Annotated in this window: 25 protein-coding genes and 1 tRNA gene; 20 read left to right on the forward strand and 6 right to left on the reverse strand. The window is 69.6% G+C overall.

The features are described 5' to 3' along the window. Positions 1–90: 90 nt before the first annotated feature. From HCR12_RS03695 to HCR12_RS03725, 7 genes are all read left to right on the forward strand, one after another. Positions 91–1,353 (forward strand): histidine--tRNA ligase, encoded by a 1,263-nt coding sequence (locus HCR12_RS03695; RefSeq protein ID WP_224763737.1) that lies wholly within the window; start codon positions 91–93, stop codon positions 1,351–1,353. 192 nt (positions 1,354–1,545) lie between these two features. After that, on the forward strand, positions 1,546–2,820 hold the full coding sequence (gene eno, locus HCR12_RS03700) for a phosphopyruvate hydratase (RefSeq protein WP_166867642.1): 1,275 nt from the start codon (positions 1,546–1,548) through the stop codon (positions 2,818–2,820). A 73-nt stretch (positions 2,821–2,893) separates the two neighbouring features. Further along, positions 2,894–3,412: an FtsB family cell division protein gene (locus HCR12_RS03705; RefSeq protein ID WP_224763638.1), complete on the forward strand. Its 519-nt coding sequence runs from the start codon at positions 2,894–2,896 to the stop codon at positions 3,410–3,412. Further along, a complete protein-coding gene (locus HCR12_RS03710) occupies positions 3,409–3,930 on the forward strand; it encodes a DUF501 domain-containing protein (RefSeq protein ID WP_166867639.1) in 522 nt (173 codons plus the stop codon). Before HCR12_RS03705 ends, HCR12_RS03710 begins: the two co-directional genes overlap by 4 nt. A gap of 4 nt (positions 3,931–3,934) precedes the next feature. Then, positions 3,935–5,176: a S8 family serine peptidase gene (locus HCR12_RS03715; RefSeq protein ID WP_224763640.1), complete on the forward strand. Its 1,242-nt coding sequence runs from the start codon at positions 3,935–3,937 to the stop codon at positions 5,174–5,176. A gap of 42 nt (positions 5,177–5,218) precedes the next feature. Further along, positions 5,219–6,544: an NAD(P)/FAD-dependent oxidoreductase gene (locus HCR12_RS03720; protein WP_166867635.1), complete on the forward strand. Its 1,326-nt coding sequence runs from the start codon at positions 5,219–5,221 to the stop codon at positions 6,542–6,544. A gap of 299 nt (positions 6,545–6,843) precedes the next feature. Beyond that, positions 6,844–7,737 (forward strand): hypothetical protein, encoded by an 894-nt coding sequence (locus tag HCR12_RS03725; RefSeq protein ID WP_166867633.1) that lies wholly within the window; start codon positions 6,844–6,846, stop codon positions 7,735–7,737. Between the two features lie 21 nt (positions 7,738–7,758). Here HCR12_RS03725 and HCR12_RS03730 read toward each other — a convergent pair. Then, positions 7,759–7,831 (reverse strand) — tRNA-Leu (locus HCR12_RS03730). Between the two features lie 150 nt (positions 7,832–7,981). On the opposite strand from HCR12_RS03730, the gene HCR12_RS03735 reads away from it, so the two are divergent. The 6 genes from HCR12_RS03735 (at position 7,982) to HCR12_RS03760 (ending at position 14,153) form a co-directional block, all read left to right on the forward strand. Then, the gene (locus HCR12_RS03735; RefSeq protein ID WP_224763738.1) at positions 7,982–8,581 is read left to right on the forward strand and encodes a TetR/AcrR family transcriptional regulator; all 600 of its coding nucleotides are present in this window, start codon (positions 7,982–7,984) and stop codon (positions 8,579–8,581) included. A gap of 20 nt (positions 8,582–8,601) precedes the next feature. Next, positions 8,602–9,879, forward strand: a complete 1,278-nt coding sequence (locus HCR12_RS03740; protein ID WP_166867628.1) for an MFS transporter — start codon at positions 8,602–8,604, stop codon at positions 9,877–9,879. A gap of 16 nt (positions 9,880–9,895) precedes the next feature. Beyond that, the gene (locus HCR12_RS03745) at positions 9,896–11,110 is read left to right on the forward strand and encodes an amino acid deaminase/aldolase (RefSeq protein ID WP_166867625.1); all 1,215 of its coding nucleotides are present in this window, start codon (positions 9,896–9,898) and stop codon (positions 11,108–11,110) included. Beyond that, positions 11,107–12,453, forward strand: a complete 1,347-nt coding sequence (locus HCR12_RS03750) for a D-arabinono-1,4-lactone oxidase (protein WP_224763642.1) — start codon at positions 11,107–11,109, stop codon at positions 12,451–12,453. The genes HCR12_RS03745 and HCR12_RS03750 overlap by 4 nt, the downstream gene beginning before the upstream one ends. 189 nt (positions 12,454–12,642) lie before the next feature. After that, positions 12,643–13,209 (forward strand): LemA family protein, encoded by a 567-nt coding sequence (locus tag HCR12_RS03755; protein ID WP_166867623.1) that lies wholly within the window; start codon positions 12,643–12,645, stop codon positions 13,207–13,209. 59 nt (positions 13,210–13,268) lie between these two features. Then, on the forward strand, positions 13,269–14,153 hold the full coding sequence (locus HCR12_RS03760; RefSeq protein ID WP_166867621.1) for a M48 family metalloprotease: 885 nt from the start codon (positions 13,269–13,271) through the stop codon (positions 14,151–14,153). Positions 14,154–14,237: 84 nt separating this feature from the next. Here HCR12_RS03760 and HCR12_RS03765 read toward each other — a convergent pair whose 3' ends face one another. Further along, positions 14,238–14,849 (reverse strand): NADPH-dependent FMN reductase, encoded by a 612-nt coding sequence (locus HCR12_RS03765; protein WP_166867619.1) that lies wholly within the window; start codon positions 14,847–14,849, stop codon positions 14,238–14,240. 46 nt (positions 14,850–14,895) lie between these two features. Next, positions 14,896–16,113, reverse strand: a complete 1,218-nt coding sequence (locus HCR12_RS03770; protein ID WP_166867617.1) for a winged helix-turn-helix domain-containing protein — start codon at positions 16,111–16,113, stop codon at positions 14,896–14,898. A gap of 71 nt (positions 16,114–16,184) precedes the next feature. Between HCR12_RS03770 and HCR12_RS03775 the strand changes: the two genes are divergently transcribed. Both HCR12_RS03775 and ilvA read left to right on the forward strand, forming a co-directional pair. Beyond that, positions 16,185–17,378: an AI-2E family transporter gene (locus HCR12_RS03775; protein WP_166867615.1), complete on the forward strand. Its 1,194-nt coding sequence runs from the start codon at positions 16,185–16,187 to the stop codon at positions 17,376–17,378. Then, a complete protein-coding gene (gene ilvA, locus HCR12_RS03780; protein WP_370589331.1) occupies positions 17,368–18,600 on the forward strand; it encodes a threonine ammonia-lyase in 1,233 nt (410 codons plus the stop codon). Before HCR12_RS03775 ends, ilvA begins: the two co-directional genes overlap by 11 nt. A gap of 61 nt (positions 18,601–18,661) precedes the next feature. Here ilvA and greA read toward each other — a convergent pair whose 3' ends face one another. Beyond that, the gene (gene greA, locus HCR12_RS03785; RefSeq protein WP_370589332.1) at positions 18,662–19,147 is read right to left on the reverse strand and encodes a transcription elongation factor GreA; all 486 of its coding nucleotides are present in this window, start codon (positions 19,145–19,147) and stop codon (positions 18,662–18,664) included. Positions 19,148–19,215: 68 nt separating this feature from the next. Further along, positions 19,216–19,614, reverse strand: a complete 399-nt coding sequence (locus tag HCR12_RS03790) for a DUF4307 domain-containing protein (RefSeq protein WP_166867611.1) — start codon at positions 19,612–19,614, stop codon at positions 19,216–19,218. A gap of 62 nt (positions 19,615–19,676) precedes the next feature. Between HCR12_RS03790 and HCR12_RS03795 the strand changes: the two genes are divergently transcribed. Then, positions 19,677–19,961 (forward strand): hypothetical protein, encoded by a 285-nt coding sequence (locus HCR12_RS03795; RefSeq protein ID WP_224763644.1) that lies wholly within the window; start codon positions 19,677–19,679, stop codon positions 19,959–19,961. 30 nt (positions 19,962–19,991) lie between these two features. Here HCR12_RS03795 and trhA read toward each other — a convergent pair whose 3' ends face one another. Continuing rightward, on the reverse strand, positions 19,992–20,777 hold the full coding sequence (gene trhA, locus HCR12_RS03800; RefSeq protein WP_166867610.1) for a PAQR family membrane homeostasis protein TrhA: 786 nt from the start codon (positions 20,775–20,777) through the stop codon (positions 19,992–19,994). Between the two features lie 59 nt (positions 20,778–20,836). Here trhA and HCR12_RS03805 point away from each other — a divergent pair, with 59 nt between their 5' ends. The 4 genes from HCR12_RS03805 (at position 20,837) to HCR12_RS03820 (ending at position 24,626) form a co-directional block, all read left to right on the forward strand. Beyond that, positions 20,837–21,646 carry an isoprenyl transferase gene (locus tag HCR12_RS03805; RefSeq protein WP_166867608.1) on the forward strand — a complete coding sequence of 270 codons (810 nt, stop codon included), beginning with the start codon at positions 20,837–20,839 and terminating at the stop codon, positions 21,644–21,646. 37 nt (positions 21,647–21,683) lie between these two features. Then, entirely contained in the window at positions 21,684–22,811 is a 1,128-nt protein-coding gene (locus tag HCR12_RS03810; RefSeq protein ID WP_166867606.1) for an aminotransferase class V-fold PLP-dependent enzyme, read from the forward strand. Positions 22,812–22,994: 183 nt separating this feature from the next. Continuing rightward, on the forward strand, positions 22,995–24,350 hold the full coding sequence (locus HCR12_RS03815; protein ID WP_224763740.1) for a PhoH family protein: 1,356 nt from the start codon (positions 22,995–22,997) through the stop codon (positions 24,348–24,350). 51 nt (positions 24,351–24,401) lie between these two features. Next, on the forward strand, positions 24,402–24,626 hold the full coding sequence (locus HCR12_RS03820; RefSeq protein ID WP_166867604.1) for a hypothetical protein: 225 nt from the start codon (positions 24,402–24,404) through the stop codon (positions 24,624–24,626). The last annotated feature ends 40 nt before the right edge of the window (positions 24,627–24,666 follow it).

Consider the following 24,666-nt stretch of genomic DNA (forward strand, 5'->3'; position numbering starts at 1 on the left):
CGTCCACCTGGCGGATGATCGTCGTCCGTCGCTCGACCGGGACGGTGCGAGAATCGTCGGGTGGCAACGCAGGTGAACCCCCCGCGCGGGATGCGCGACTTCCTTCCCGCCGACAAGGCGCGCCGTGAGCGCATCCTCGCCGAGATCCGGCGCGTGTACCGCGCCCATGGCTTCGACGAGATCGAGACGCCCGTCGTGGAGGACTCGGAGCGCCTGCACTCGGGCCTCGGCGGCGACAACGAGAAGCTCGCCTTCGGCGTGCTGAAGCGCGGACTCGAGGTGGCCGATCTGCACGCCGCCGAGAGCGTGCTCGACGTCGTCGACCTCGGCCTCCGCTTCGACCTCACGGTGCCGCTCGCGCGCTTCTACGCGACCCACCGCGCCGAGCTGCCCGCGGTGTTCCGTGCGATCCAGGTGGCGCCCGTGTGGCGTGCCGAGCGCCCCCAGAAGGGGCGTTTCCGCCAGTTCGTGCAGTGCGACATCGACATCATCGGCGAGCCCGGCATCCAGGCTGAGGCCGAGCTGCTGACCGCATCGCTCGCGACGGTCGACGCCCTCGGGCTCGAGGACGCGTCGATCCGCATCAACGATCGCCGCCTGCTCATCGGCATGCTCACCGGCTTCGGGTTCCCCGCCGAGGAGCACGAGCAGGTGCTCATCACGATCGACAAGCTCGACAAGATCGGCCCCGAGGGCGTCACCGCAGAGCTCGCTGAGCGCAGCTCTGCGCCGGCAGCCGTCGAGGCGTTCCGCGCGTTCCTGCTGCGCCCGCAGACACGCGAGTTCCAGCCGTTCGGCGAGCGCGCCATCCGCAAGGCTCTCCCCGAGGGGGCGGATGACGAGGTCGTCGGCGGACTCGTGGCGATCGGCGAAGCGGTCGCCGCTGCACGCGGCCAGGAGAACCCGCCCCTCGTCTTCGACCCGTTCCTCGTGCGCGGCATGGGCTACTACACGGGCCCGATCTTCGAGCTCGCGCACCCGAGCGTTCCGTACTCGCTCGGTGGCGGCGGTCGCTACGACGGCATGATCGGACGCTTCCTCGGCAGCGATGTGCCCGCCGCGGGCTTCTCGTTCGGCTTCGAGCGCCTCGTCGACCTCGTGGATCTGCCTGGCGGCACCGGGGGAGCGGCCGTCGCGCTTGTGCACGACGCGGATGCGCCGCTCGCGCCGCTCCTCGCCCTGCAGGCCGAGTTCGTGTCGCGCGGCGACCGCGCCCGTCTCGTGCGTCGTGCGAAGAACACGAAGCTGCAGCTCGAAGGCCTCGCCGAGCAGGGATTCACGAGCTTCGCCTTCGTCGGCCGCGATGTCGCTCTCGCCGACGTCGACGCGCTCGACCTGCGTCCGCTCGACTGACCCCCAGCCCTGCCCCGCCGCCCCCAGCCGCCCCATCACGGAGCCCGGGCCCACCCTGAATCCCGAGGTGTCAGTTTGTGCCGCGCGCGCTGTGCGCGACGCGGCACAAACTGACACCTCACACGGCAGTCGGTAGGATGCGGGGGAGGGCTGCGTGCCCTTCCCCGCCACTTCCCCCATAAGGAGTTCCCTGTGTCTGCTATCGAGGCCGTCGGCGCCCGCGAGATTCTCGACTCCCGAGGCAACCCGACCATCGAGGTCGAGGTTCTCCTCGAGGATGGCACCGTCGCGCGTGCCGCTGTTCCGTCGGGCGCCTCCACCGGCGCGTTCGAGGCGTACGAGCTCCGCGACGGCGACAAGAGCCGCTACCTGGGCAAGGGCGTCGAGAAGGCCGTCGATGCCGTTCTCGACGAGCTCGGCCCGGCCATCGAAGGCTTCGATGCTACCGACCAGCGTCTCATCGACGCCGCCCTCATCGAGGCCGACGGCACCGACAACAAGTCCAAGCTCGGCGCCAACGCGATCCTCGGCGTCTCGCTCGCGGTCGCCAAGGCCGCGGCCGACTCGGCCGACCTGCCGCTCTTCCGCTACATCGGCGGCCCCAACGCGCACGTTCTTCCTGTGCCGCTCATGAACATCATCAACGGCGGCGCACACGCCGACAACGGCCTCGACGCGCAGGAGATCATGATGCTCCCCGTCGGCGCCCCGACGTTCCGCGAGGCGCTCCGCTGGGGGGCCGAGGTCTACCACGCCCTCAAGTCGGAGCTCAAGGCCAAGGGATACGCCACCGGCCTCGGCGACGAGGGCGGCTTCGCCCCCGACCTCTCCACCGCTCGCGAGGCGCTCGACTTCATCACGGGTGCCGTCGAGAAGGCCGGCTTCACGATGGGCGACCAGATCGCTCTCGGCCTCGACGTCGCGTCGACCGAGTTCTTCCACGACGGCGTCTACCGCTACGAAGGCGCCGAGCTCTCGGCCCACCAGATGATCGACTACTACGCGGCGCTCATCACCGAGTACCCGATCATCAGCATCGAGGACCCGCTCGCCGAGGATGACTGGGACGCGTGGGTCGCACTCACCGAGCGCCTCGGCAGCAAGGTGCAGCTCGTCGGCGACGACCTGTTCGTCACCAACCCGAAGCGCCTCCAGACGGGACTCGACCTCGGCGCCGGCAACTCGATCCTCGTCAAGGTGAACCAGATCGGAACCCTCACCGAGACCCTCGACGCCGTGTCGAACGCGCAGCGCGCGGGCTACACCGCGATCCTCTCGCACCGTTCGGGCGAGACCGAGGACACCACGATCGCCGACCTCGCCGTCGCGACCGACGCGGGCCAGATCAAGACCGGCGCGCCCGCTCGCTCGGAGCGCGTCGCGAAGTACAACCAGCTTCTCCGCATCGAGGAGGAGCTCGGCGACGCCGCGGTCTACGCGGGTCGCAGCGCCTTCCGTCGCGCGTAAGCACGACCGATCGGATGGGGCGGGGCGCTGCGGCGCTCCGCCCCATCCTCGTTCGTGCGGATAGCCTGGAGGGGTGAGCCGCAAGCCCCGCACCGAACGCGTGCCCGTCGCCATGGCGGAGCCGACTGCGGGCATGCAGTGGCTGCGCGACTTCCGTCTGTCGGGGTTCGCGCTCACCATCCTGCTGCTCGTGGTGGCGGCGCTCGTGATGCTCGCCCCGCAGCTCAAGACCCTCGTCGAGCAGCGCCAGCAGATCGCCCAGCTCGAGCGCGAGGTCGCCGCGGCGTCCGAGCGTCTCGAGCAGATCGACTCCGAGGTGGCGCGCTGGTCCGATCCGGCCTACATCGAGGCGCAGGCGCGCGATCGCCTGTTCTACGTCTACCCGGGCGACACGAGCTACCTCGTGCTCGGCGGCGACACGTCGCCCATCGTCCCCGGCGATGACCTCCCGGTGACCGACAGCGTCCAGACCGAATCCGTCGACTGGATCGACGCCTTCCTGTCGTCCGTGTACACGGCAGGGCTCACCACCTCTCCCGCCCCCGACGACGCCCCCGTCGTCGACAGTCCCGCCCAGGAGGGCTCCGGATGACCCGTCCGCCGTTCGACACCCCCACCGACGCGGAGATCGCCGTCGTCTCCCAGCAGCTCGGCCGCCCCGCGCGCGGCGTGATCGGAATCGCAGCCCGCTGCGTGTGCGGCAACCCCACCGTGGTGGCGACGAGCCCTCGTCTGCCCGACGGCACGCCGTTCCCGACTCTCTACTACCTGTCGCACCCCGGCGCGACGGCCGCGATGTCGACACTCGAGGCCACGGGCGTCATGCCCGAGCTCGCGGCGATGCTCGAGGATCCGGATGTCGCCGCCGCGTACCAGGCGGCGCACGAGTCCTACCTCGCCGACCGCGACAGTGTGGAGGTCGTCGAGGAGATCGCGGGCTTCTCGGCGGGCGGCATGCCCGAGCGCGTGAAGTGCCTGCATGCGCTCGCCGGCCACGCCCTCGCGGCGGGCCCCGGCGTCAACCCGATCGGCGACGCCGCGCTCGCCCGCTCCAGCTGGTCGCCCGACCGGTGCACCTGCGCCGAGCCGGGCGCCGCGCTCGCCGGCTGACCCGATGCGCCGCGTCCGCTTCGCCATGGCCGCGGCGCTCGCGTGCGCCCTCCTCGCGTCGCTGCCGGCAGGCGCGCAGCCTGTTGCGGCGGCGCCGACGGACGCCATCCGGGACGCCCAGTACTGGCTGGATGACTACGGCATCCGCAAGGCGTGGACGCTCACGCGCGGAGCCGGGGTGACGATCGCCGTCATCGACACGGGCGTCGGCGACCCGCCCGAGCTGCGCGATGCCGTCGTGGGCGGCACTGACGTCTCGGGTGTCGGCGGCAGCGGCGGCCGCACACCCATCGGCGCCAGCAGCGGCCACGGCACACTCGTCGCCTCGCTCGCCGCAGGGCGCGGCACCGGCGCCACCTCGGGCGTCATCGGCAGTGCGCCCGAGGCGTCGATCCTCGCGATCTCGATGAGCTTCACGCGGGGCGATTCGGATGCGCAGATCGCGGATGCGGTGCGCTGGGCTGTCGACAACGGCGCCGACGTGATCAACATGTCGCTCACCCGCAACACCGTCGACTGGCCGAGAAGCTGGGATGAGGCGTTCCTCTACGCCGCCGAGAACGATGTCATCGTCGTCGCGGCGGCAGGCAACCGCGGCTCGGGCACCGAAGCCGTCGGGGCGCCCGCGACGATGCCGGGCGTGCTCACGGTCGCCGGTCTCGACCGGCAGGGTGCATCCAGTCACGACGCGTCGGCGCAGGGCGTCACGATCGGCGTCTCGGCTCCCAGCGAGGACCTCGTGGGCGTCATGCCGGGCGGCAGCTACGTCAGCTGGAACGGCACGAGTGGTGCGACTCCCATCGTGGCCGGGGTGGTGGCGCTCGTGAAGGCCGCTCATCCGCAGCTGGATGCCGCGAACATCATCCACCGCATCACAGCCACCGCGAAGGACGCGGGCGAGCCGGGGGCCGACGTCACCTACGGGTACGGGGTGCTCGACGCCTTCGCCGCCGTCACCGCCGAGGTGCCGCGCGTCGACGCGAACCCCATGGGCGACCTCGGGGAGTGGATCCGAGTGAACCGCCCCCAGGAGGTCGCGGTGGTCGGTGGGGAGCCCGTGGCTGCACCCGTCGAATTCGACGAGCCGACGGACGCCTTCGACCCGATCGGCGTGCTCGTGCCGTCGCCGCTGCAGCTGTCGCAGGTGGGCGCACCGCTCATCGGATTCCTGCTCGTCGCGTTCGTCCTGGGCGGGTTCGGAGTCGGTGCCGCGTTCGCGGTCAGACGGGCACCACGAACCCGGTAGACTGGCCCCGTCTGTTTATTCCTAGCTAGGAGAGCCCTCAAGGTGCCCAAGATCCTGATCGTCGGCGGCGGTTACGCCGGTTTCTACACCGCCAAGAAGCTCGAGAAGCACCTGCGTCGGGGTGAGGCAGAGGTCACCATGGTCGACCCGCTTCCCTACATGACGTACCAGCCCTTCCTCCCCGAGGTCGCCGCTGGTTCGATCGAGGGTCGCCACGCGATCGTCTCCCACCGTCGCCACCTCAAGAAGACCAAGGTCGTCACGGCCAAGGTGACGAAGGTCGACCACGAGTCGAAGACCGCCGAGATCACCCCGGCGGTCGGCGAGCCGTGGACGGTCGAGTATGACCACATCGTCATGACCGCAGGCGCCGTCTCGCGTACGTTCCCCATCCCCGGTGTCGCCGATGAGGCCATCGGTCTCAAGACGATCGAGGAGGCCATCTCGATCCGCGACCGCCTCACCGACAACTTCGCGAAGGCCTCGAACCTGCCCAAGGGCAGCCCCGAGCGCGAGCGTCTGCTCACCGTCGTCGTCGTCGGCGGCGGCTTCGCCGGCATCGAGGTGTTCGCCGAGCTCCGCAGCTTCGCGAGCTCGCTCGTCGGCCAGTACGACACGATCGACTTCGACGAGACGCACTTCCACCTCATCGAGGCGATGGGCCGCATCATGCCCGAGGTCTCGCTCGAGACGAGCAAGTGGGTTCTGAAGAGCCTCGACGAGCGCGGCGCGACCGTGCACCTCGACACGCAGCTGCAGAGCGCGGTCGGCGGCAAGATCGAGCTCTCGACCGGTCAGAGCTTCGAGTCGGACCTCATCATCTGGACCGCCGGCGTCATGGCGAACCCGATGGTGCGCAGCACCGACTTCTCGATCGAGGAGCGCGGACGCCTCCGCGGCCGTGCCGACCTGCACATCGCCGACGAGAACGGCGACGCCGTTCCCGGTGCGTGGACCGCGGGCGACAACTCGGCCACCCCCGACCTCTCGGGCGGCGGCGTCGGCGGCATGTGCGTGCCGAACGCGCAGCACGCCGTGCGCCAGGGCAAGCTCCTCGCGAAGAACATCGTCGCCGAGCTCCGTGGCGAGCAGCCGCGCGAGTACAACCACACCAACATGGGTGCGGTCGCCGGTCTCGGTCTCTACAACGGTGTCTTCCAGTACCGCAAGCTCGCGATCAAGGGCTTCATCGCCTGGCTCATGCACCGTGGCTACCACGGTCTGGCGATGCCGATGTGGGAGCGCAAGTTCCGCGTCTTCGGCAACTGGATCATGAACTTCCTCGCTCGCCGCGACCTCGTGGGCATTCCCGCCCGCGACGTGCCGCGTGAGGCGTTCGAGACGTTCGCGTCGCGCCCGAAGGCGTAACCCAGCACGTCCTGCGAAGGGGCGGGCGGTCACTCATGGTGGCCGCCCGCCCCTTCCGCATATCCGGGCGCGGGTGCGGACATGTAGACCAGTCGGGTGATCCCCGGAGCGGGGCGTGGTGGGATCGCGACCGGTTGGCGACGGTTGAACCGCCCGATGCACTCAGCCTCCGAGAATCGTGCCTGATTGTCGTTATTCGGGCCCCGAAACGACGATCTCGCACGATTCTCGGGTGGTTGACGGGGTGACGACGCGGGGGGATCCTGGCAGAAGCTCGTCATCGGATCGAGGAGGCCCGCATGTCGGGGACGTTCGTCTTCATCCACGGCACGGGGCGGCCGGATTCGTCGGGTGATCGCCTGCGCATCCGCGCCGCGCTCGACGCGCAGCCGTGGTTCGCCGACTGGGATCTCGTGTGCCCACCGTGGGGTGAGCGCGTCGCGGGCACCTGGGGGAACCCGCTGGATGCTCTGCCGCCGGAGCAGCGCACGGCGATCGAACCGGATGGCGCGGATGCGGCGTCATTCGATGCCGTCGTCCAGGCGCTCGGAGCGGAGCTCGCCGCCGAACTGGCCGCTCCGACGCGCGAGACCACGGCGGGCGGCGTGCGTGCGGAAGCGGCGATTCCGGATTTCGTGCTCGCGGCCGTGACGAGCGCGATCGCCGCGCATCGGGCGCGCGTGACGGTCGCCGTGGGCGACTTCGTCCGCAATGTGTTCGTGTACTTCCACCGGCGCGACGACATCCGCGACTGGATCGTCGAGGAGGTCGCCCGCGTTCGCGCGCAGACGGATGGCCCTCTCGTGGTTGCGGGCCACAGCATCGGGGGAGTGATCGCCGTCGATGCCCTCACGCACCGGCCGCAGCCCCGGACGCTGCTCGTCACGGCAGGCAGCCAGATGCCGCTCTTCGCAACTCTGCGGCTCTCGGATCCGATCGGCAGCGGCGGCATCCGCCCGTTCGCGCCGTGGCTCAACGTCTACAACCCGCGCGATCCGGTCGCGTTCTATGCCAGCACGGTGTTCCCGCCCGAGCCGGTCTTCCCGCCCGGAACCGGCCCATCCGTCACGTCGCCGACGGATGTCGAGCTCACGCACCCGAAGCACCTGCCGGAGGTGCACACCGCGTACTTCGAGGAGCCCGCTCTCTATGAGCGCATCCGCGCCCGCCTCGAGGCGCTCGGCTTCGCCTGACCCCTCACCGGAAGGCGGCGGTGCCCTCGCTGGGACTCGAACCCAGACTGAAGCGATTTTAAGTCGCCTGCCTCTGCCATTGGGCTACGAGGGCGTGCCCCCATTCTGCCGGTCGGAGGTCGGCAACCTGGCGCACGCCGATACGTCCGTTTGCGCCTCGCGTGGGGGGCTAGCGCGCGGAACAGGCGTCTGGGACACTTGTCCCACTCTGGGGGCTCATCGGGGAGGAGGCGACGTGACGCGCATGCCCGCCACCGAACGTCGTGCCGCCCTCGCGCGTGCCGCCCTCGCCGTCGTCGACCGAGACGGCGTGCACGCAGCCACCACCCGGGCGATCGTCGCCGAAGCGGGGATGCCGCTGTCGAGCTTCCACTACGCCGTTCCCTCGCGGGATGACCTGCTGCGCGACGTCGTCGAGCTCGTCGTCGCCGACGAGTCGGATGCCGCGCTCGCCGGGCTCCTCGCCGGTGCCGCGGAGATCACCGACGTCCACGACGCGATCCGCCGCACGCTCGGCGCCTACCTCGGCCACGTGCGCATGGCTCCCGGCCGTGAGCAGGCGATGTTCGAGCTCACGCAGTACGCCCTGCGCACCCCCGAACTCGCCGACCTGCCGCTCAACCAGTACGACCGCTACTACGCAACCGCCGCCGCCGTGCTCAGCGCCGCCGAGGAGCACCTCGGCATCCGCTGGACCGTCCCCATCGAGCATCTTGCCCGACTCATCGTCACGATCACCGACGGCGTCACCCTCGGGTGGCTCGTCGACCGTGACGACGCCACCGCCGACCACACCATCGACCTCGCAACGCGAGCCATCGCACAGTTCGCCGAGAACGCCTGACCCCGCTGGAGAGAACGACTATGACCACCACCACCACCCCTGCGCCCTCCGCGGCGTTCGCCGAACCGCAGCGCGCCGTCACCGGCGGCTGGATCGCCGCCTTCGCCGCCGCGTGGCTCGGCATCTGGATGGCGCAGCTCGCGCCCCTGCAGGTGATGCTTCCCGTTCAGGTCGACGGGCTCATGGGCATCGACGGCGACTGGCGCGCCTCGGTGCTCGCACTCGGCACGATCTCGGGCATCGCGGCAGCGTGCTCGGTGATCGCGTTCCCGCTCACCGGGTTCCTCTCCGACCGCACGACCTCCAAGCTCGGCCGCCGCCGACCGTGGGCGATCGGCGGAGCGCTCGTGTTCGCCGCCGGACTCGTGGCACTCGGCTTCGCCGACTCGATCGTGCTCGTCGGCGTGTTCTGGTCCATCGCCATCACGGGATACTGCACGCTCGTCTCCGCGCTCACCGCCCTCATCTCGGACTCGGTGCCGGTGCGTCAGCGTGGGTTCGTCTCCGGCTGGATGTCGGCACCGCAGGCGATCGGCATCATCCTCGGCACCATCCTCGTCACCGAGGTGTTCCTCACGGCGATGTTCGGCTACCTCGCGATGGCGATCGGCCTCGTCGTGCTCATGGCACCCATCCTGATCGTCGCCAAGGAGATCCCGATCACGAAGGCGGAGCGCCCCGAGGCGACCGTCTCGGCGTTCTTCCGCGGTCTCTGGATCTCGCCCAAGAAGCACCCCGACTTCGCCTGGACCCTCACGAGCCGCGTGCTCGTCAACCTCGGCAACGCGCTCGGCACCGGCCTGCTGCTGTACTTCCTCGCGTTCGGTCTGGGCTTGGGCATCGAGAAGGCCGAGGAGTCGTTCCTGCCGCTCGTGGTCGTCTACCTCGTCGCGGTCGTCTCGTCTGCTCTCGTCGCCGGATGGATCTCGGACCGCCTCGCGCGCCGCAAGATCTTCGTCGTGTGGGGCGCACTGCTGCAGGCGGTCGCCGCGCTCGTGCTGGTGTTCATCACGAGCTACGAGGCTGTCTTCATCGGCGGTGCGCTGCTCGGCCTCGGCTATGGAGCGTTCCTCGCCGTCGACCAGGCGCTCGCCACGCAGGTGCTGCCCGACCCGGCCGACCGCGGCAAGGACCTCGGCATCATGAACATCGCCCAGCAGGTGCCGCAGGCGCTGGCGCTGCTGCTCGGCGCGCTCGTCGTCGCCGCGCTCGGCGGCTTCAGCGGCCTGTTCATCCTGTCGGCGCTCGCGACAGTGCTCGGCGCGCTCGTCGTCTCGCTCGTCCGCGACGTCCGCTGAGGATCGCGCACCGCTCATGACGCTCGTTCTCACCCCGCAGCAGGCGCAGCCGTGGCGCACCCCCGAGACATGGTGGCCGGCGCTCACCGCGGCGACCGCCGAGCTCGATCCGCCGTACGGCGTCATCTCGCTCGAGGCGCTCGCCGCGAATGCGCACGACATGCTCGCGCGCGCCCAGGGCACGCCCATCCGGGTGGCGAGCAAGTCGGTGCGCGTGCGCGAGGTGCTGGATGCGGTGCTCGCCCTTCCGGGGTACCGCGGCATCCTCGCCTACACACTCCCTGAGGCGCTGTGGCTCGCTGAGACGCACGACGATGTCGTGGTGGGCTACCCGACAGCGGATCGGGGCGCGATCGCGACGCTCGCCGCGGATGAGCGCCTCGCGTCGCGCGTGACGATCATGGTCGACTCGGTCGAGCAGCTGGACTTCGTCGACGGCGTGGTGGCGCCGTCGGCACGAGCCGACATCCGCGTGTGCCTCGAGCTCGATGCCTCGTACCGGAACCTGCTGCTCGGGCACGTGGGGGTGCGTCGCTCGCCCGTGCGCGAGGCGTCGGATGCGGCGGCGCTCGCCGCGGAGGTCGCGAAGCGCCCCGGATTCCGGCTCGTCGGGGTGATGGCGTACGAGGCGCAGATCGCGGGTGTCGGCAATCGCGGCAAGGCGCTCATCCGCATGATGCAGAAGGCGTCGGCCGCCGAGCTGCGCGAACGGCGCGGAGCGGTCGTCGCGGTCGTGCGCGGGATCGCCGAGCTCGAGTTCGTGAACGGCGGCGGAACGGGATCGCTCGAGTCGACGCACGACGACCCCTCCGTCACCGAGATCGCCGCGGGTTCCGGGCTCTTCGGCCCACTGCTGTTCGACGGCTACGAGCACTTCCGGCCCGCGCCTGCGGCATCGTTCGCGCTGAACGTGGTGCGCCGTCCCACGCCCGACATCGCGACGGTGCTCGGCGGCGGATGGATCGCATCCGGCCCTGCGGGCGCCGATCGCCTGCCGCGCCCGGTCTGGCCTGAGGGCCTCTCCTACCTGCCCCGCGAGGCGGCGGGCGAAGTGCAGACACCGGTGCGCGGCGAGGCCGCGCGCGACCTCCGTGTGGGGGACCGCGTCTGGTTCCGGCACGTGAAGGCGGGGGAGCTCTCGGAGCATCTCGACGCATTCCAGGTGGTGCAGGATGGCCGCATCCTCACCACGATCCCGACCTACCGCGGCGAGGGGAAGGTGTTCCTGTGACGGCGACGAAGCCCGAGCAGTCGACCGATGTGCGCCTGCGCACGAGCCGTCTCTGGCGCAACTGGGGTCGCAGCGAGACCGCGCGCCCGGCGTTCCGGGCATCGCCCGCGAGCATCGCCGAGGTGCAGGCGGTCGTGCGTGCCGCGCGCGAGCGCGGGCTGCCCGTCAAGACCGTGGGCGCCGGTCACAGCTTCACCGCGATCGCCGCGACCGACGGCATCCTCGTCGACCTCGACGGCCTCCAGGGCATCGTGTCAGCGGATGCCGAGTCCGGCCGCGTGACGCTGCGCGCCGGCACGCGCCTGCACCAGCTGCCCGCATTGCTCGCCCCGTACGGCCTCGCCCTGCAGAACATGGGCGACATCGACCGCCAGTCGATCGCGGGCGCGACCTCCACGGGCACGCACGGCACAGGCCTCGCCTTCGGTGGGCTCGCGACCACGATCGCGGCGGCGACGCTCGTCGTGGGCGACGGATCCGTGCTGCGTGTCTCCGAGACGGAGAACGCCGAGCTGCTGCCCGCTGTGCGTCTCGGCATCGGCGCCCTCGGCACCCTCGTCGAGCTGACGATCCAGTGCGTGCCGGCGTACCTGCTGCACGCTGTCGAGCATCCGGAGCCGTTCGAGGTCATCGACGAGTTCCGCGCCCGATCAGAGGCAGCCGACCACTTCGAGCTGTACTGGTGGCCGCACACCGACCGGGTGATGACGAAGACCAACACGCGCCTGCCGCTCGAGGCGGGGCGCAAGCCCGTGGGCGTGGTGTCGAACTGGGTCGAGGAGGAGCTGCTCGGCAACGCCGCGCTCGCCGCGATCTGCAACGTCGGCACGGCGCTGCCGAAGGCGATCCCCGGTATCAACCGCTTCGCGACGAGCGTCTACGGCGACCGCGAGTACACGGACCTCTCGTACGAGGTGTTCACGGCTCCGCGCCGGGTGCGCTTCCGCGAGATGGAGTACGCGATGCCGCTCGATGAGATCCCTGCTGCACTTCACGAGCTGCGCGCCATGATCGACGCCTCCGGATGGTCGATCGGCTTCCCCGTCGAGGTGCGTGCCGCCGCGGCCGATGAGAACTGGCTCTCGACCGCGCACGGACGCGAATCCGGATACATCGCCGTGCACCGCTTCGTGAAGGACGATCCCGGCGCCTATTTCCGCGCGGCGGAGGAGATCTTCCTCGCGCACGGCGGGCGCCCGCACTGGGGCAAGATGCATCACCTCGCCGCCGCCGAGTTCGCCGAGCGCTACCCGCGCTTCGGCGACTTCCTGGGCGTGCGCGATCGGCTCGACCCTGACCGGGTCTTCCAGAACCCGTACCTCGAGCGCGTCCTCGGACGCTAGCGGAGCAGGTGCGGCAGCGGGCCGCGCAGTCGGGGGGCTGTGCGGCCCGCGTCTTCCTCGGGTGCGGGAGGCGGGTGCGCGCTCGGATGCGGCGCGATGCTGGGTGCAGGATGACACCTCGTTGCGAGGTCGCCGGGCATCCGCCCGCGCATGACTCCTGAAGAACATTCAGGCTCTACAGTGGTCGGTATGGAACCCCTCATCATCATCGGCATCGTCGTTCTTCTGGTCGTCATCATCGGCGGCTACCTCTGGGCCACATACAACGGCCTCGTGAAGCTCAACGTGCGTGTGGATGAGGCGTGGAGCGACATCACCGTCCAGCTCAAGCGCCGTGCCGACCTTCTCCCGAACCTCATCGAGACGGTCAAGGGCTACGCGGCGCACGAGCAGGGAGTCTTCAACCAGGTCACGGAGGCCCGCGCGAAGACGATCAGCGCGTCGACGCCCGCTGAGGCGTCGGCGGCCGAGGGCGAATTCCAGCAGGCCCTCAAGTCGATCTTCGCCGTCGCCGAGGCGTACCCGGAGCTGCAGGCCAGCCGCAACTTCCTGCACCTTCAGGGCGAGATCGTCGACACCGAAGACAAGCTGCAGTCGGCTCGCCGCTTCTACAACGGCGGCGTGCGCGAGCTCAACACGAAGATCAAGATGTTCCCGAACACGCTCTTCGTGCGCGGCCTCGGATTCTCCGAGCGCGACTTCTTCGAGGTCGCCGAGCCGTCGGCGATCGCCGAGCCCCCGCGCGTGCAGTTCTGATCCTCAGCCCCGCTGTCACGTCCTCCCGCCCCGAACCCACCACGTCGAGGTAGACACCCATGTACTCCGCCATTGCGAAGAACAAGCTCAACACCGTTCTGATCATCCTGGCGTTCCTGGTGATCCTGGGCGCACTCGGTGCGCTCGCCGCCTGGCTCACGGGCGAGTGGTGGATCGCCGCCGTCGTTCTGGGTGGCGCCGCGATCTACGCACTCATCCAGTACTTCGCGGCCACCAGGGAGACGCTCGCCATCAGCGGCGCCATCGAGATCAGCAAGGCCGACGAGCCGCGGCTGTACCGCATCGTCGAGAACCTCGCGATCAGCGAGGGCCTGCCCACCCCCAAGGTGTACGTCATCCCGGATCCGGCGCCCAACGCGTTCGCGATGGGTCGCGACCCCGAGCACGCGGTCGTCGCCGCGACGACGGGCCTGCTCGAGATCATGGACGACCAGGAGCTGCAGGGTGTCATGGCGCACGAACTCGGCCACATCAAGAACTACGACATCCGCGTCTCGCTCATCGTGTTCGGTCTCGTGGTGGCGATCGGCGTGATCGCGGATCTCGCGTTCCGGGTGTTCGTGTTCGGCGGTCTGCGCCGCTCCAACAACCTGCCCGCGCTCATCGTGACGGTTGTGATCGGTCTCGTGGTGGCGATCGTCGCGCCGCTGCTGGCGTCGATCGTGCGGGCGGCGGTCTCGCGTCAGCGCGAGTACCTCGCGGATGCGACGGGCGCTCTCACGACGCGTCACCCCGAGGGTCTGGCGCGCGCGCTCGAGAAGCTCGACATGTATGGCCGCCCGGTGGCGCGCACCAACACGTCGATGTCGCACCTGTGGATGGTCGACCCCAACGAGCCGGGGTTCGTGCAGCGCCTGTTCGCGACGCACCCGCCCATCCAGAGCCGCATCGCGCGGCTGCGCGAGAACGCCGAGCGTTTCTGATCCGCGGCTCGCGCCCATCGCGCGCCCATACGCAGAGCGCCGCCCGTCCCGGAGGACGAGCGGCGCTCTTCGTGTGCGGGCTGCTTACGCGGCGGCGCGACCGGCTTCGACGCGCGTGATGAGCGTGTCGAACGCGGTGAGGTACGACACCAGGAAAGCGGCGGTCGACTCGTTGGTGACTTCTCCCTCGTCGGTGAAGAGGCCGGGCGTCGACTGCACGTAGCCCTCGGGCTGGCCGAGCGTGATGGCGTTGTAGTGGCTGAGAATCGCCTTGAGGTGCTGCTGTGCGGCAGCCGTGGCGATGCCGCCGCCGGAGGTGCCGATGACCGCGGTGGGCTTCTCGTCGAACGATGCCTGGCCCCACGGGCGGGCGGCCCAGTCGAGGGCGTTCTTGAGCACGCCGGGGATGGAGCGGCTGTATTCGGGGGTCACGATGATGACGCCGTCGACCTTCGCGATCGCGTCCTTGAAGTCGCGCGCGACCTGCGGGTAGTCCGCATCGTGGTCGGGGGAGTAGAAGGGCAGGTCGGCGATCGGGATCTCGACGAGCTCGACGCCCGCGGGGGCGAGGCGCTCGAGCGCCTTGGCCAGGCGGCGGTTGATCGAGGTGCTCGAGATGGATCCGACGATGTAGCCGATGGTGTGCGTCACAGTGACCCTTTCAATTGGAGGACGTAACACCTTATGTGAACGCATACACCTGGGCGGATTATTCCCGGGTGCGGAGAAAGACCTGTGAGCGTCAGCGCGCGTCGACCAGAGCGGTGCCGAGCTCCGCGGCGATCGCGGCGGCCAGATCCCCGCGATCAGCGACCTCGACCTCGCCGAGGCCCTGCCACGCGGCGAGCTCCCGCAGTGTGGGGACGATGCGCTCGGCGAGCTGGCCGCTCGCCGCAGCCTGCTCCTCGCGCCACGCAGACTGCACACGCAGCACGCCGCGCTGCCGATCGTTCTTCAGATCGATGCGCCCCACGAGCGCGTCATCCACGAGGATCGGCAGGCTGTAGTAGCCGAACTGCCGCTTCGCGGCGGGCGTGTAGATCTCGATCCGGTAGTGGAACCCGAACATCCTGAGGGCCCGGTCGCGCTCCCACACGACCGGGTCGAACGGAGACAGCAGGGCCGTCGCCTCGATGCGACGAGGGACGCGCGCGTCGCGGTGCAGGTACGCGCGTCTGCCCCATCCGGGCACCGTCACCTCGCGCACGACGCCCTCGTCGACGAGGCTCTGGAGGGCGGGCTTGGCATCCGCGGTCTTCAGACGGAAGTAGTCGGCGAGGTCCGACAGCGTGCCGATGCCGTGCGCGCGGGCAGAGCGCTCCATGAGGATGCGCATCGCCTCCTCCGTCGAGACCTCGCGCCCGAGCACATGGGCGGGCATCACCTGCTCGGGGAGAGCGTAGGTGCGCTCGAACCGAGTGCGCCCGGCCGAGACCAGGTCGCCCGTCGCGAACAGCACCTCGAGACCCCTCTTGACCTCATCCCACTCCCACCACGACCCGCGCCGCGGGGTCTGCGCATCGCGCTCGATCTCGGAGGCGCGCATCGGCCCCTTCGCGGCGATCTCGAGGCGCAGCCAGTTGAGCGTCTTCTCCTCGACGTTCACCCACAGCCGGCCCTCGGCGCGCCGCTGGCGGTAGCGCTCCATACGGAAGCGGAAGAGCGGCCAATCCTCGGTCGGGATGAGCGCCGCCTCATGCGCCCAGTACTCCCGATACGGGCCGCGCGTCGAGAAGGTGAGCCCATCGAGCGCCGCCTTGTCGTATGCGCCGAGGCGCGCGAACACCGGCAGGTAGTGGCTGCGCTCGAGCACGTTGACCGAATCGAGCTGGACCAGGCCGAGGCGCGAGAGCAGCAGGTTGAGCTGACGAGTGCCCACCGAGGTGGGTCGCGCGCGTCCGAAACCCTGCGCCGCGAGCGCGATCCGGCGAGCTGCTGCGGGGGAGACGGAATCGGCCACGGGCCGAGAGTACGCCCGGCATCCGACATCGCACCCTTCGCTCCCGCATATGCCGTGCCTAGAATCAGGGAATGGCCTTCGGATTCCGCAGCGAACGAGCTCGTGACGACGAAGTGCGCCGTCAGGTCGATGCGCGCGTCGCCGATGCGGTTCCCGCGGGCATGCGGATCGCCGGCGCGTGGTCGTGGCGCCTCCTCGTCATCGCCGGTGTGATCGCAGTCGTGCTGTTCCTCATCGTGCAGCTGCGCCTCATCGTCGTCCCGATCCTCGTCGCGATGCTGCTCGCCGCACTGCTTGTGCCGTTCTCGAACTGGCTGCAGTCGCACCGCTGGCCGAGGTGGGCGGCGATCGGGGTCTCCGAGGTGGGGCTCCTCGCGATCGTCGGCGCGCTCATCTGGCTCATCGTGCGCACCGTCGTCGCCGGTTACCCCGCGCTCGTCAAACAGACTCTCGTGCGCTGGGAGGATTTCAAGGACTTCCTGCTCCAGTCGCCCCTGCACCTCTCCGAGGCCGACATCAACCGCTGGGCGGCCGACCTCGTCGAGGAGATCCAGCGCGACTCCGGTGTGCTCGTCTCGGGAGCGCTCTCCGTAGGGTCGGGCGTCGGGCACTTCATCGCCGGATTCCTGCTCGCCCTCTTCGCGACGCTCTTCATCCTCATCGACGGCCGAGGCATCTGGAACTGGATCGTGCGGATCTTCCCGCGGAAGGCCCGCCCGGCCATCGTCGGCGGCGGCGAAGCCGGATGGATCACGCTCTCGAGCTTCGTGCGCGTGCAGGTTCTCGTCGCGTTCATCGACGCCGTCGGCATCGGCCTCGGCGCATTCATCCTGGGCTTGTTCTACGACGGCTTCCCGCTCGTCGTGCCGATCGCCATCCTCGTCTTCCTCGGTGCGTTCGTGCCGGTCGTCGGCGCCGTGCTGTCGGGGGCGCTCGCCGTCTTCATCGCGCTCGTGTTCATGGGCCCGTGGCCGGCGTTCATCATGCTTCTCATCGTCATCGGCGTGCAGCAGCTCGAAGGTCACGTGCTGCAGCCGCTGCTCGTCGGCAACGTCGTCAAGGTGCACCCCCTCGCGGTCGTGCTCGCCGTCGCAGCAGGTGGGTTCCTCGCCGGCATCACGGGCGCACTCTTCGCGGTGCCCGTCGTCGCGACCGCCAACTCGATGATCGGCTACATGGCCCGAGGCGACTGGCGCACCAACCCGCACCCGAGCGTCGCAGACGTCGTTCCCCCTACGAGAGGCAACCAGATCAGTGACCGGTGAACTGCCCGGACCATCGCTCGCTCAGATCCGGGACGCGCACGCGCGCTCGTCCGAGGTCGCCGTCGTCACCCCGATGGAGCGCTCCCGCTTCCTCTCCGGTGTGCTCGGGCAGACGGTGCACCTCAAGGCCGAGAGCCTGCAGCGCACCGGCTCGTACAAGATCCGCGGCGCCTACAACCGCATCTCGCAGCTGACCCCCGAGGAGCGCGCCCGCGGCGTCGTCGCGGCATCCGCCGGCAATCACGCGCAAGGCGTGGCCCTCGCCGCGCGTGAGCTCGGCATCCCGGCGACGATCTTCATGCCCATCGGCGTGGCTCTCCCCAAGCTCCAGGCCACGCGCAACTACGGCGCGGACGTCGTGCTGCACGGTCACGTCGTCGACGAGACCCTGCACGCGGCCGCGGAGTTCGCCGAGCGCACGGGCGCTGTGCTCATCCCGCCGTTCGACCACCCGGACGTCGTCGCCGGCCAGGGCGGCATCGCTCTCGAGATCCTCGAGCAGGTTCCGGATGTCGCGAACGTCATCGTGCCGATCGGCGGCGGCGGCCTCATCGCGGGCATCGCCTCCGCGTTCCGCCAGCTCGAGCCCGAGATCGGTCGCCGCGTGCGCGTCATCGGCGTGCAGGCGGAGAACGCCGCGCCCTACCCGCTGTCGCTCACTGCGGGTGAGATCGTCACGATCACGACCTCCCCGACGATCGCCGACGGCATCGCCGTGGGCAAGCCCGGTGCCCTCAACTTCGCGATCATCAAAGAGGCGGTCGACCACGTCGTGACCGTCTCCGACGACGAGACCGCGAGCGCGATCGTCGTGCTGCTCGAGCGTGCGAAGCTCGTCGTCGAGCCTGCGGGGGCGGTCGGCGTCGCCGCAGCGCTCACCGGCCGGATCTCCGTCGACGGCCCCACCGTCATCGTGCTGTCGGGCGCCAACATCGATCCCATGGTCATGGAGCGCATCATCAGCCGGGGCCTTTCGGCGTCGCAGCGCTACCTCCGCATCACGATCCCTCTGCCCGACCGCCCGGGCCAGCTTGCGCGCATCGCAGGCCTCATCGCCGAGGCGAACGCCAACGTCGTCGAGGTGCTCCACACGCGTCACGGCGGCGATCTGGACATCAGCCAGGTCGCGATCGACATCCACATGGAGACGCGCGGAGTCGAGCACGCCGAGCAGGTGCTGGGGCGCCTGCGCGAGGCAGGCTACGCCCCCCGCGTCGTCTGAGCACTCCGCTCATGCAGAAGCACCCCGGTGGCCGAGCCTCCGGGGTGCTTCTGTGCGGTGATCAGCCCGCGTAGACCTCGACGGCGACGATCTTCACCGAGATGTCGCGTCCGTTGGGTGCCGTGTAGGTGACCTCATCGCCGGCCTTCGCGCCGATGATGGCCTGGCCGATGGGGCTCGACTCGGGGTAGACGTCGAGATCCTCGGCATCCACCGCGATCTCGCGGTTGCCGAGCAGGAACGTCGACTCTTCCCCCGCGATGACAGCGGTCACGACCGTGCCGGGCGCGACGGTGCCGTCGTTGGCGGGCGCCTCTCCGACGACCGCGCTGCGCAGCATCTGCGTCAGCTGGCGGATGCGGGCCTCGATCTTGCCCTGCTCGTCCTTGGCGGCGTGGTAGCCGCCGTTCTCCTTCAGGTCGCCCTCCTCGCGCGCAGCCTCGATCTTCTTCGCGATCTCGACGCGCGCCGGACCCTCGAGCTCGGCGAGCTCGGCCGTCAGACGGTCGTAGGCCTCCTGGGTGAGCCAGGTCGTAGTGGCGGACATACTGCTCCTCACAAACAATCGAGACCGGCACACGGCCGGTCTCTCTCAGGTGTTGCGTTCGCGACAGCCTAGGTCAGCCAGCACCGGTAGAGCAACCCGCCGTCGGGCTTCTCCGTCGTGCGCAGAACGGCGGAGACGTTGCGGATCGCTTGGTCGGAGGGCTCCACCTCGACGACCTTCCATCCGACGACGGCCTTCTTCTCGCTGATGGCCTTGATCGCGCACGAGACCTCGGATCCGACGGGCGCCGTGAGCTGCCAGTCCACCTCGATCGTGTCGTCGGTGAGCACCCGGAAGCCGGAGTCACGCGCCTGCAGCGATGCGCCCGGGCTGAGGAGTCCGGCCCAGGCGACCCACGCGATCAGGACGATCGCGACGCCGATGGCGGCACCCCACGCGAGCATGCGGGCGCGAGAGCGGCGCGCGGGCGTGCGTCCGTACCTCGCGTCGAGGTTGGTCGATGTCATGCGCGCTCCCGTGGCCGATTAGTCTTACTACCAGGCTAAACCGTTCCCTGGAGGGTCCTGACGTGCTGAACTTCGTCCTCATCGAGACGCCCACGCCGACCCCCGCGGGGGTCGATCCCAACCTGGTGACACCGGGCGTCATCGGCTTCGTCGCGACCCTCGTGCTCGTCGTCGCCACCATCGTGCTGCTGCTCGACATGAACCGCCGCACTCGTCGCGTGCGCTACCGCGCCGAGATCGCCGAGCGTCTCGACGCCGAGGAATCGGGTGACGCTGCTGCGGGCGACGCGCGCGCGAGCGACGACGAGGCAGGCGAGGGCCCCGCGGGCGACGAGCCCGTCAAGTAGGTCTCTGCGCCGCCATCCGGTTGCCGTCGCTCAGGCGTAGAGCGGGTGGAGCGTGATGAGCAGCGCCGCTGTCCAGTGGCAGAAGAACGCGATGACGGTGCACGCGTGGAACAGCTCGTGGAATCCGAAGACCCCGGGGATCGGGTTCGGGCGCTTGAGGGCGTAGAACACCGCGCCGACCGTGTAGAAGAGCCCGCCCACGACGACGAGGATCATCATCGCGAGGTTCGCCTCGGCGAGATCGCCGATGTACATCATCGCCGCCCAGCCGAGCGCCAGATACAGCGGCACGTAGAGCCAGCGGGGGGCCTTCAGCCAGAAGATGCGGAAGCCGATGCCGAGGAGGGCACCGCCCCACACGAGCGACAGCAGCAGCACGGCCTTGTCGTGCGGCAGAGCGCACACGGCGAGGGGCGTGTAGGTGCCCGCGATGAGCAGGAAGATGTTGGCGTGGTCGAGGCGGCGGAACACAGCCTTGACCCGGGGCGACCAGTTGATCCGGTGGTAGAGCGCCGAGATGCCGAACAGCAGCATCGACGTCGCCATGAAAACCGCCGACGCCCACTTGGCGGGCGCGCCCTGCGCGAAGGTGATGAGCACGAGGCCCGCCACGACCGTGATCGGGAAGGTCACCGCGTGCAGCCAGCCGCGCCAGGTGGGCTTGACCTCGGCCGAACCCTGGTCATCGTCGGACTCCAGAAGCGGGATGTTCGGAAGCGAGGCCGCCGGCTCCGACTCCGCCTCGCGCTCCTCATCCGAGAGCGCGGCATTCACGCGGTCGTCGGGAAGGTCGGACGACTTCGGTGCGAGAGTCATGACGAGATCGTAGACGGAGGCTCATCACCGATCCTGAATGCGAGCTGTTATCGACCAGAATGTCGATCCGCTACCGTTGCCTGGTGACTGAGAGCAAGGATCTCGGCGGCTCCGGGCCCCTCTATGGCCTGTACCAGGCGCGACTGCGACGCCAGCTGCAGGGGGCGCCTCTTCCGCAGCACGTCGCGATGATCATCGACGGCAACCGCCGCTGGGCCCGCGACCGTGCGCTCGAGACCGCGGCGCACGGCCACCGGGCCGGTGCGCAGAAGATGCGCGAGTTCCTCGGATGGTGCGACGAGCTCGGAATCCGCGTCGTCACCATCTACCTGCTCTCCGCCGACAACCTCTCGGGCCGCTCGAACGAGGAGCTCGACCAGCTGTTCGAGATCATCGGCGACCTCGCCGACGACCTCTCGCGCGCGGCCGACTGGCGCATCCAGCACGTCGGCACGACCGAAGGACTGCCCCAGTCCCTCGTCGACACGCTGAAGGCTGCCGAGAACCGCACGGCAGGCAACCGCGGCCTGCACGTCAACCTCGCCGTCGGCTACGGCGGTCGCCGGGAGATCGCGGATGCGATGCGCAGCATCGTGCGCACGCACGGCGCGACAGGGGGCAGCTTCGAGGAACTCGCCGAGCTGCTCACCCCCGAGCTCATCGGGCAGCACCTCTACACGCAGGGCCAGCCCGACCCCGACCTCATCATCCGCACGTCCGGTGAGCAGAGGCTCTCGGACTTCATGCTGTGGCAGGCAGCGCACAGCGAGTTCTACTTCGTCGAGGCTCTCGGCCCGGATCTGCGCGAGGTGGACTTCCTGCGCGCGCTGCGCGACTACGCCACGCGCCATCGACGATTCGGACAGTAGCGTCCGGGCCCCCGCTCCCACCCCCGAAGGAGATCCCGTGCCCCTCAGCATCGATGACTACGCATCCAGGTTCCACGAGGAGCCCGGATACCTCGACTTCGCCTCCGTGGGCCCCCTCGGCGACACGGTCGTCGCCGAGCAGAACGCACTCACGACGCTGCTCGAGAGCGCGCGCCACGGGTCGCTCAGCGTGCTCCGCGAGCAGGAGGCGCGCCTGCAGACGGCCGTCGCGGCGCTCACCGGGTTCCGCGACGACCAGGTGGTGTTCCAGCCCAACACGAGCCTCGGCCTCATGCACACGCTCTTCGGGCTCACGGGCGGCGTCGCGCTCTCGGCGGCGGAGTTCCCGTCGCTCCCGTTCGCAGCGGTGCGGGCGCAGCAGGCCCTCGGGGTCGTCTCTCCCATCTGGATCGAGACCGACCACGGGCGCGTGACCCCGGGCGACCTGCGCGACGCGCTCGATCCCTCGGTCGTCGCCGTCGCCGTGAGTCTCGTCGACTTCCGCACCGGCTACCGCGCCGACCTCGACGGCATCCGCCAGGTGATCGGCGATCGGCTGCTCATCGTCGATGCCACGCAGGGGTTCGGCGTCGTGGACGCCCCATATGAGGCGGCGGATGTCATCGCCGCGGGTGGGCAGAAGTGGCCGCGTGCCGGATGGGGGACGGGCTTCCTCGCGCTCTCCGACCGCGCACTCGAGCACCTCACGCCCGTGTGGTCCGGCTACACCGCGATCGACGGCGACGAGCTGCCGCTCGATGAGGTCGTCGACCCGGGCGCGGGTGCGCGGGCGTACTCGGTGACCAACGGCGACCCCGTCGCGGCGGCGCGACTCGCCGCGTCCCTCGAAGAGATCGCCGACGTCGGTGTCGCTGAGATCGCCACGCGGATCGCGCGCCGCACCGCCGAGATCATCGACGTCGTCGACGAGTTCGCGATCCCCATCGTCTCCCCGCGCGCGGATGGCGAGCGCGCAGGCATCGTGGTGGTCGAGCCCGATGAGGATCGCCTCACGGCGCTGCTCGCCGCCCTCCACAACCACGGTGTCAGCGCGACGAGTCGAGCGGGCACCGTGCGGCTCTCTGCGCACGCGTCCACCGGCTCCGACACCATCGCACTCCTGCGCTCGGCGCTCGTCTCCTACGCACAGGCCATCCCTCGCTGAGGGTTTGTCAGCGCATCCGCGACGCGCCGCGTGTCGGTGCGACGGACGGCGCGGCACGGGCATAGCGTCTGGGCATCAGACACCGTGTCTGAACGGAGCGGCCACATACGTTCGCACCGTTGAGCCCCCTGGCCGATCCGCGACAGGATCCGGGTGAATCAGATACCCGGGGATGGAGTGGGAGTGCCTGCGCTCGAGAAGCCCCAGCGAAACACCACCGCCACCAGCGCCGGGAAGGCGAAGAGCACCGAGCGCACCTATGTGCTCGACACCTCGGTGCTCCTGAGCGATCCCCGTGCGATCTTCCGGTTCGCGGAGCACGCCGTGGTTCTGCCGGTCGTCGTCGTCACCGAACTCGAGGCGAAACGCCACGATCCGGAGATCGGCTACTTCGCGCGGGCGGCACTGCGCCTCCTCGACGAGCTGCGCATCGAACACGAACGCCTCGACTTCCCGATCGCCGTGGGTGACACGGGCGGCTCGCTGCGCGTCGAGCTCAACCACTCCAACATGGGCGTCCTGCCGTCGGGCCTGCAGCTGAACGACAACGACTCCCGCATCCTCGCGGTCGCGCTCAACCTCTCGAACGAGGGTGTGGATGTCGTCGTCGTGTCGAAGGATCTCCCGTTGCGCGTCAAGGCGGCGTCGATCGGCCTCGCCGCCGAGGAGTACCGCGCGGAGCTCGCCGTCGACTCCGGATACACCGGCGTCGCCGAGATCGAGGTCTCGAGCGAGCAGATGTCCGACCTGTACGAGAAGGACACACTCACCACGCGTCTCGTCGCCGATCTGCCGATCAACACGAGCCTCGTCGTCCACTCCGACCGGGGATCCGCTCTCGGCCGCGTCACCGAACGCGGCATGCTGCGCGTCGTGCGCGGCGACCGCGACGTCTTCGGGCTCCACGGGCGCAGCGCCGAGCAGCGGCTCGCGATCGACCTGCTGCTCGACCCGGAGGTCGGGATCGTGTCGCTCGGAGGGCGCGCGGGCACCGGCAAGTCGGCGCTCGCGCTGTGTGCGGGACTCGACGCCGTGCTCGAACGCCAGCAGCACCGCAAGATCATGGTGTTCCGCCCCCTCTACGCCGTCGGCGGTCAGGAGCTCGGCTACCTGCCCGGCGACAAGGAGGAGAAGATGAACCCCTGGGGCCAGGCGGTGTTCGACACGCTCGGCGCCGTCGTCTCCGAGAATGTCATCGAGGAGGTCCTCGCTCGCGGCATCCTCGAGGTGCTGCCGCTCACCCACATCCGGGGTCGCTCACTGCATGACGCGTTCGTGATCGTCGACGAGGCGCAATCGCTCGAACGCAACGTGCTGCTCACGGTGCTGTCGCGCATCGGGCAGAACTCGCGGGTCGTGCTCACCCACGACGTGGCCCAGCGCGACAACCTCCGCGTCGGGCGCCACGACGGCATCGCCTCCGTCATCGAGACGCTCAAGGGGCACCCGCTGTTCGGGCACATCACGCTCATGCGCAGCGAGCGCTCGGCGATCTCGGCGCTCGTCACCGAGCTGCTCGAGACGAACGAACTCGCCTGACATCCGCGGGCACGCATCCACGGGGCACGCCCTCGCCGCTAGGGTGAGGGCGTGCCTCCTTGGATCCTGCTGCCGCTCGTGCTCGGTCTGCTGATGACCCTGTGGGGCGTCATCATGCCGCGGATGCAGTGGCGCTGGCTCGGCTATTGGGGGGCGGCGCCCGAAGACGACCCGAATCCGGAGTCGTTCTACCGGAACCTCCGCTGGATCAACTTCGCCGGGCTCATCGCCCTCTCGCTCTGCCTCGTCTTCTTCCTCGCGACGACCGTCTGGTAGTCCGCGGCCTCCCGCCGCCGTATCCGATCTCTCCCGTCCC

The sequence above is a fragment of the Salinibacterium sp. ZJ70 genome (assembly GCF_011751865.2).
Lineage (GTDB): Bacteria > Actinomycetota > Actinomycetes > Actinomycetales > Microbacteriaceae > Homoserinibacter.

Bases quoted from the DNA above. Each gene is read 5' to 3' on its own strand.
- HCR12_RS03695 (WP_224763737.1), top strand. From the start codon at position 91: ATGCGCGACTTCCTTCCCGCCGACAAGGCGCGCCGTGAGCGCATCCTC.
- HCR12_RS03710 (WP_166867639.1), top strand. From the start codon at position 3,409: ATGACCCGTCCGCCGTTCGACACCCCCACCGACGCGGAGATCGCCGTC.
- HCR12_RS03715 (WP_224763640.1), top strand. From the start codon at position 3,935: ATGCGCCGCGTCCGCTTCGCCATGGCCGCGGCGCTCGCGTGCGCCCTC.
- HCR12_RS03725 (WP_166867633.1), top strand. From the start codon at position 6,844: ATGTCGGGGACGTTCGTCTTCATCCACGGCACGGGGCGGCCGGATTCG.
- HCR12_RS03735 (WP_224763738.1), top strand. From the start codon at position 7,982: ATGCCCGCCACCGAACGTCGTGCCGCCCTCGCGCGTGCCGCCCTCGCC.
- HCR12_RS03740 (WP_166867628.1), top strand. From the start codon at position 8,602: ATGACCACCACCACCACCCCTGCGCCCTCCGCGGCGTTCGCCGAACCG.
- HCR12_RS03745 (WP_166867625.1), top strand. From the start codon at position 9,896: ATGACGCTCGTTCTCACCCCGCAGCAGGCGCAGCCGTGGCGCACCCCC.
- HCR12_RS03755 (WP_166867623.1), top strand. From the start codon at position 12,643: ATGGAACCCCTCATCATCATCGGCATCGTCGTTCTTCTGGTCGTCATC.
- HCR12_RS03760 (WP_166867621.1), top strand. From the start codon at position 13,269: ATGTACTCCGCCATTGCGAAGAACAAGCTCAACACCGTTCTGATCATC.
- HCR12_RS03765 (WP_166867619.1), bottom strand. From the start codon at position 14,849: ATGCGTTCACATAAGGTGTTACGTCCTCCAATTGAAAGGGTCACTGTG.
- HCR12_RS03775 (WP_166867615.1), top strand. From the start codon at position 16,185: ATGGCCTTCGGATTCCGCAGCGAACGAGCTCGTGACGACGAAGTGCGC.
- greA (WP_370589332.1), bottom strand. From the start codon at position 19,147: ATGTCCGCCACTACGACCTGGCTCACCCAGGAGGCCTACGACCGTCTG.
- HCR12_RS03790 (WP_166867611.1), bottom strand. From the start codon at position 19,614: ATGACATCGACCAACCTCGACGCGAGGTACGGACGCACGCCCGCGCGC.
- trhA (WP_166867610.1), bottom strand. From the start codon at position 20,777: ATGACTCTCGCACCGAAGTCGTCCGACCTTCCCGACGACCGCGTGAAT.
- HCR12_RS03805 (WP_166867608.1), top strand. From the start codon at position 20,837: ATGTCGATCCGCTACCGTTGCCTGGTGACTGAGAGCAAGGATCTCGGC.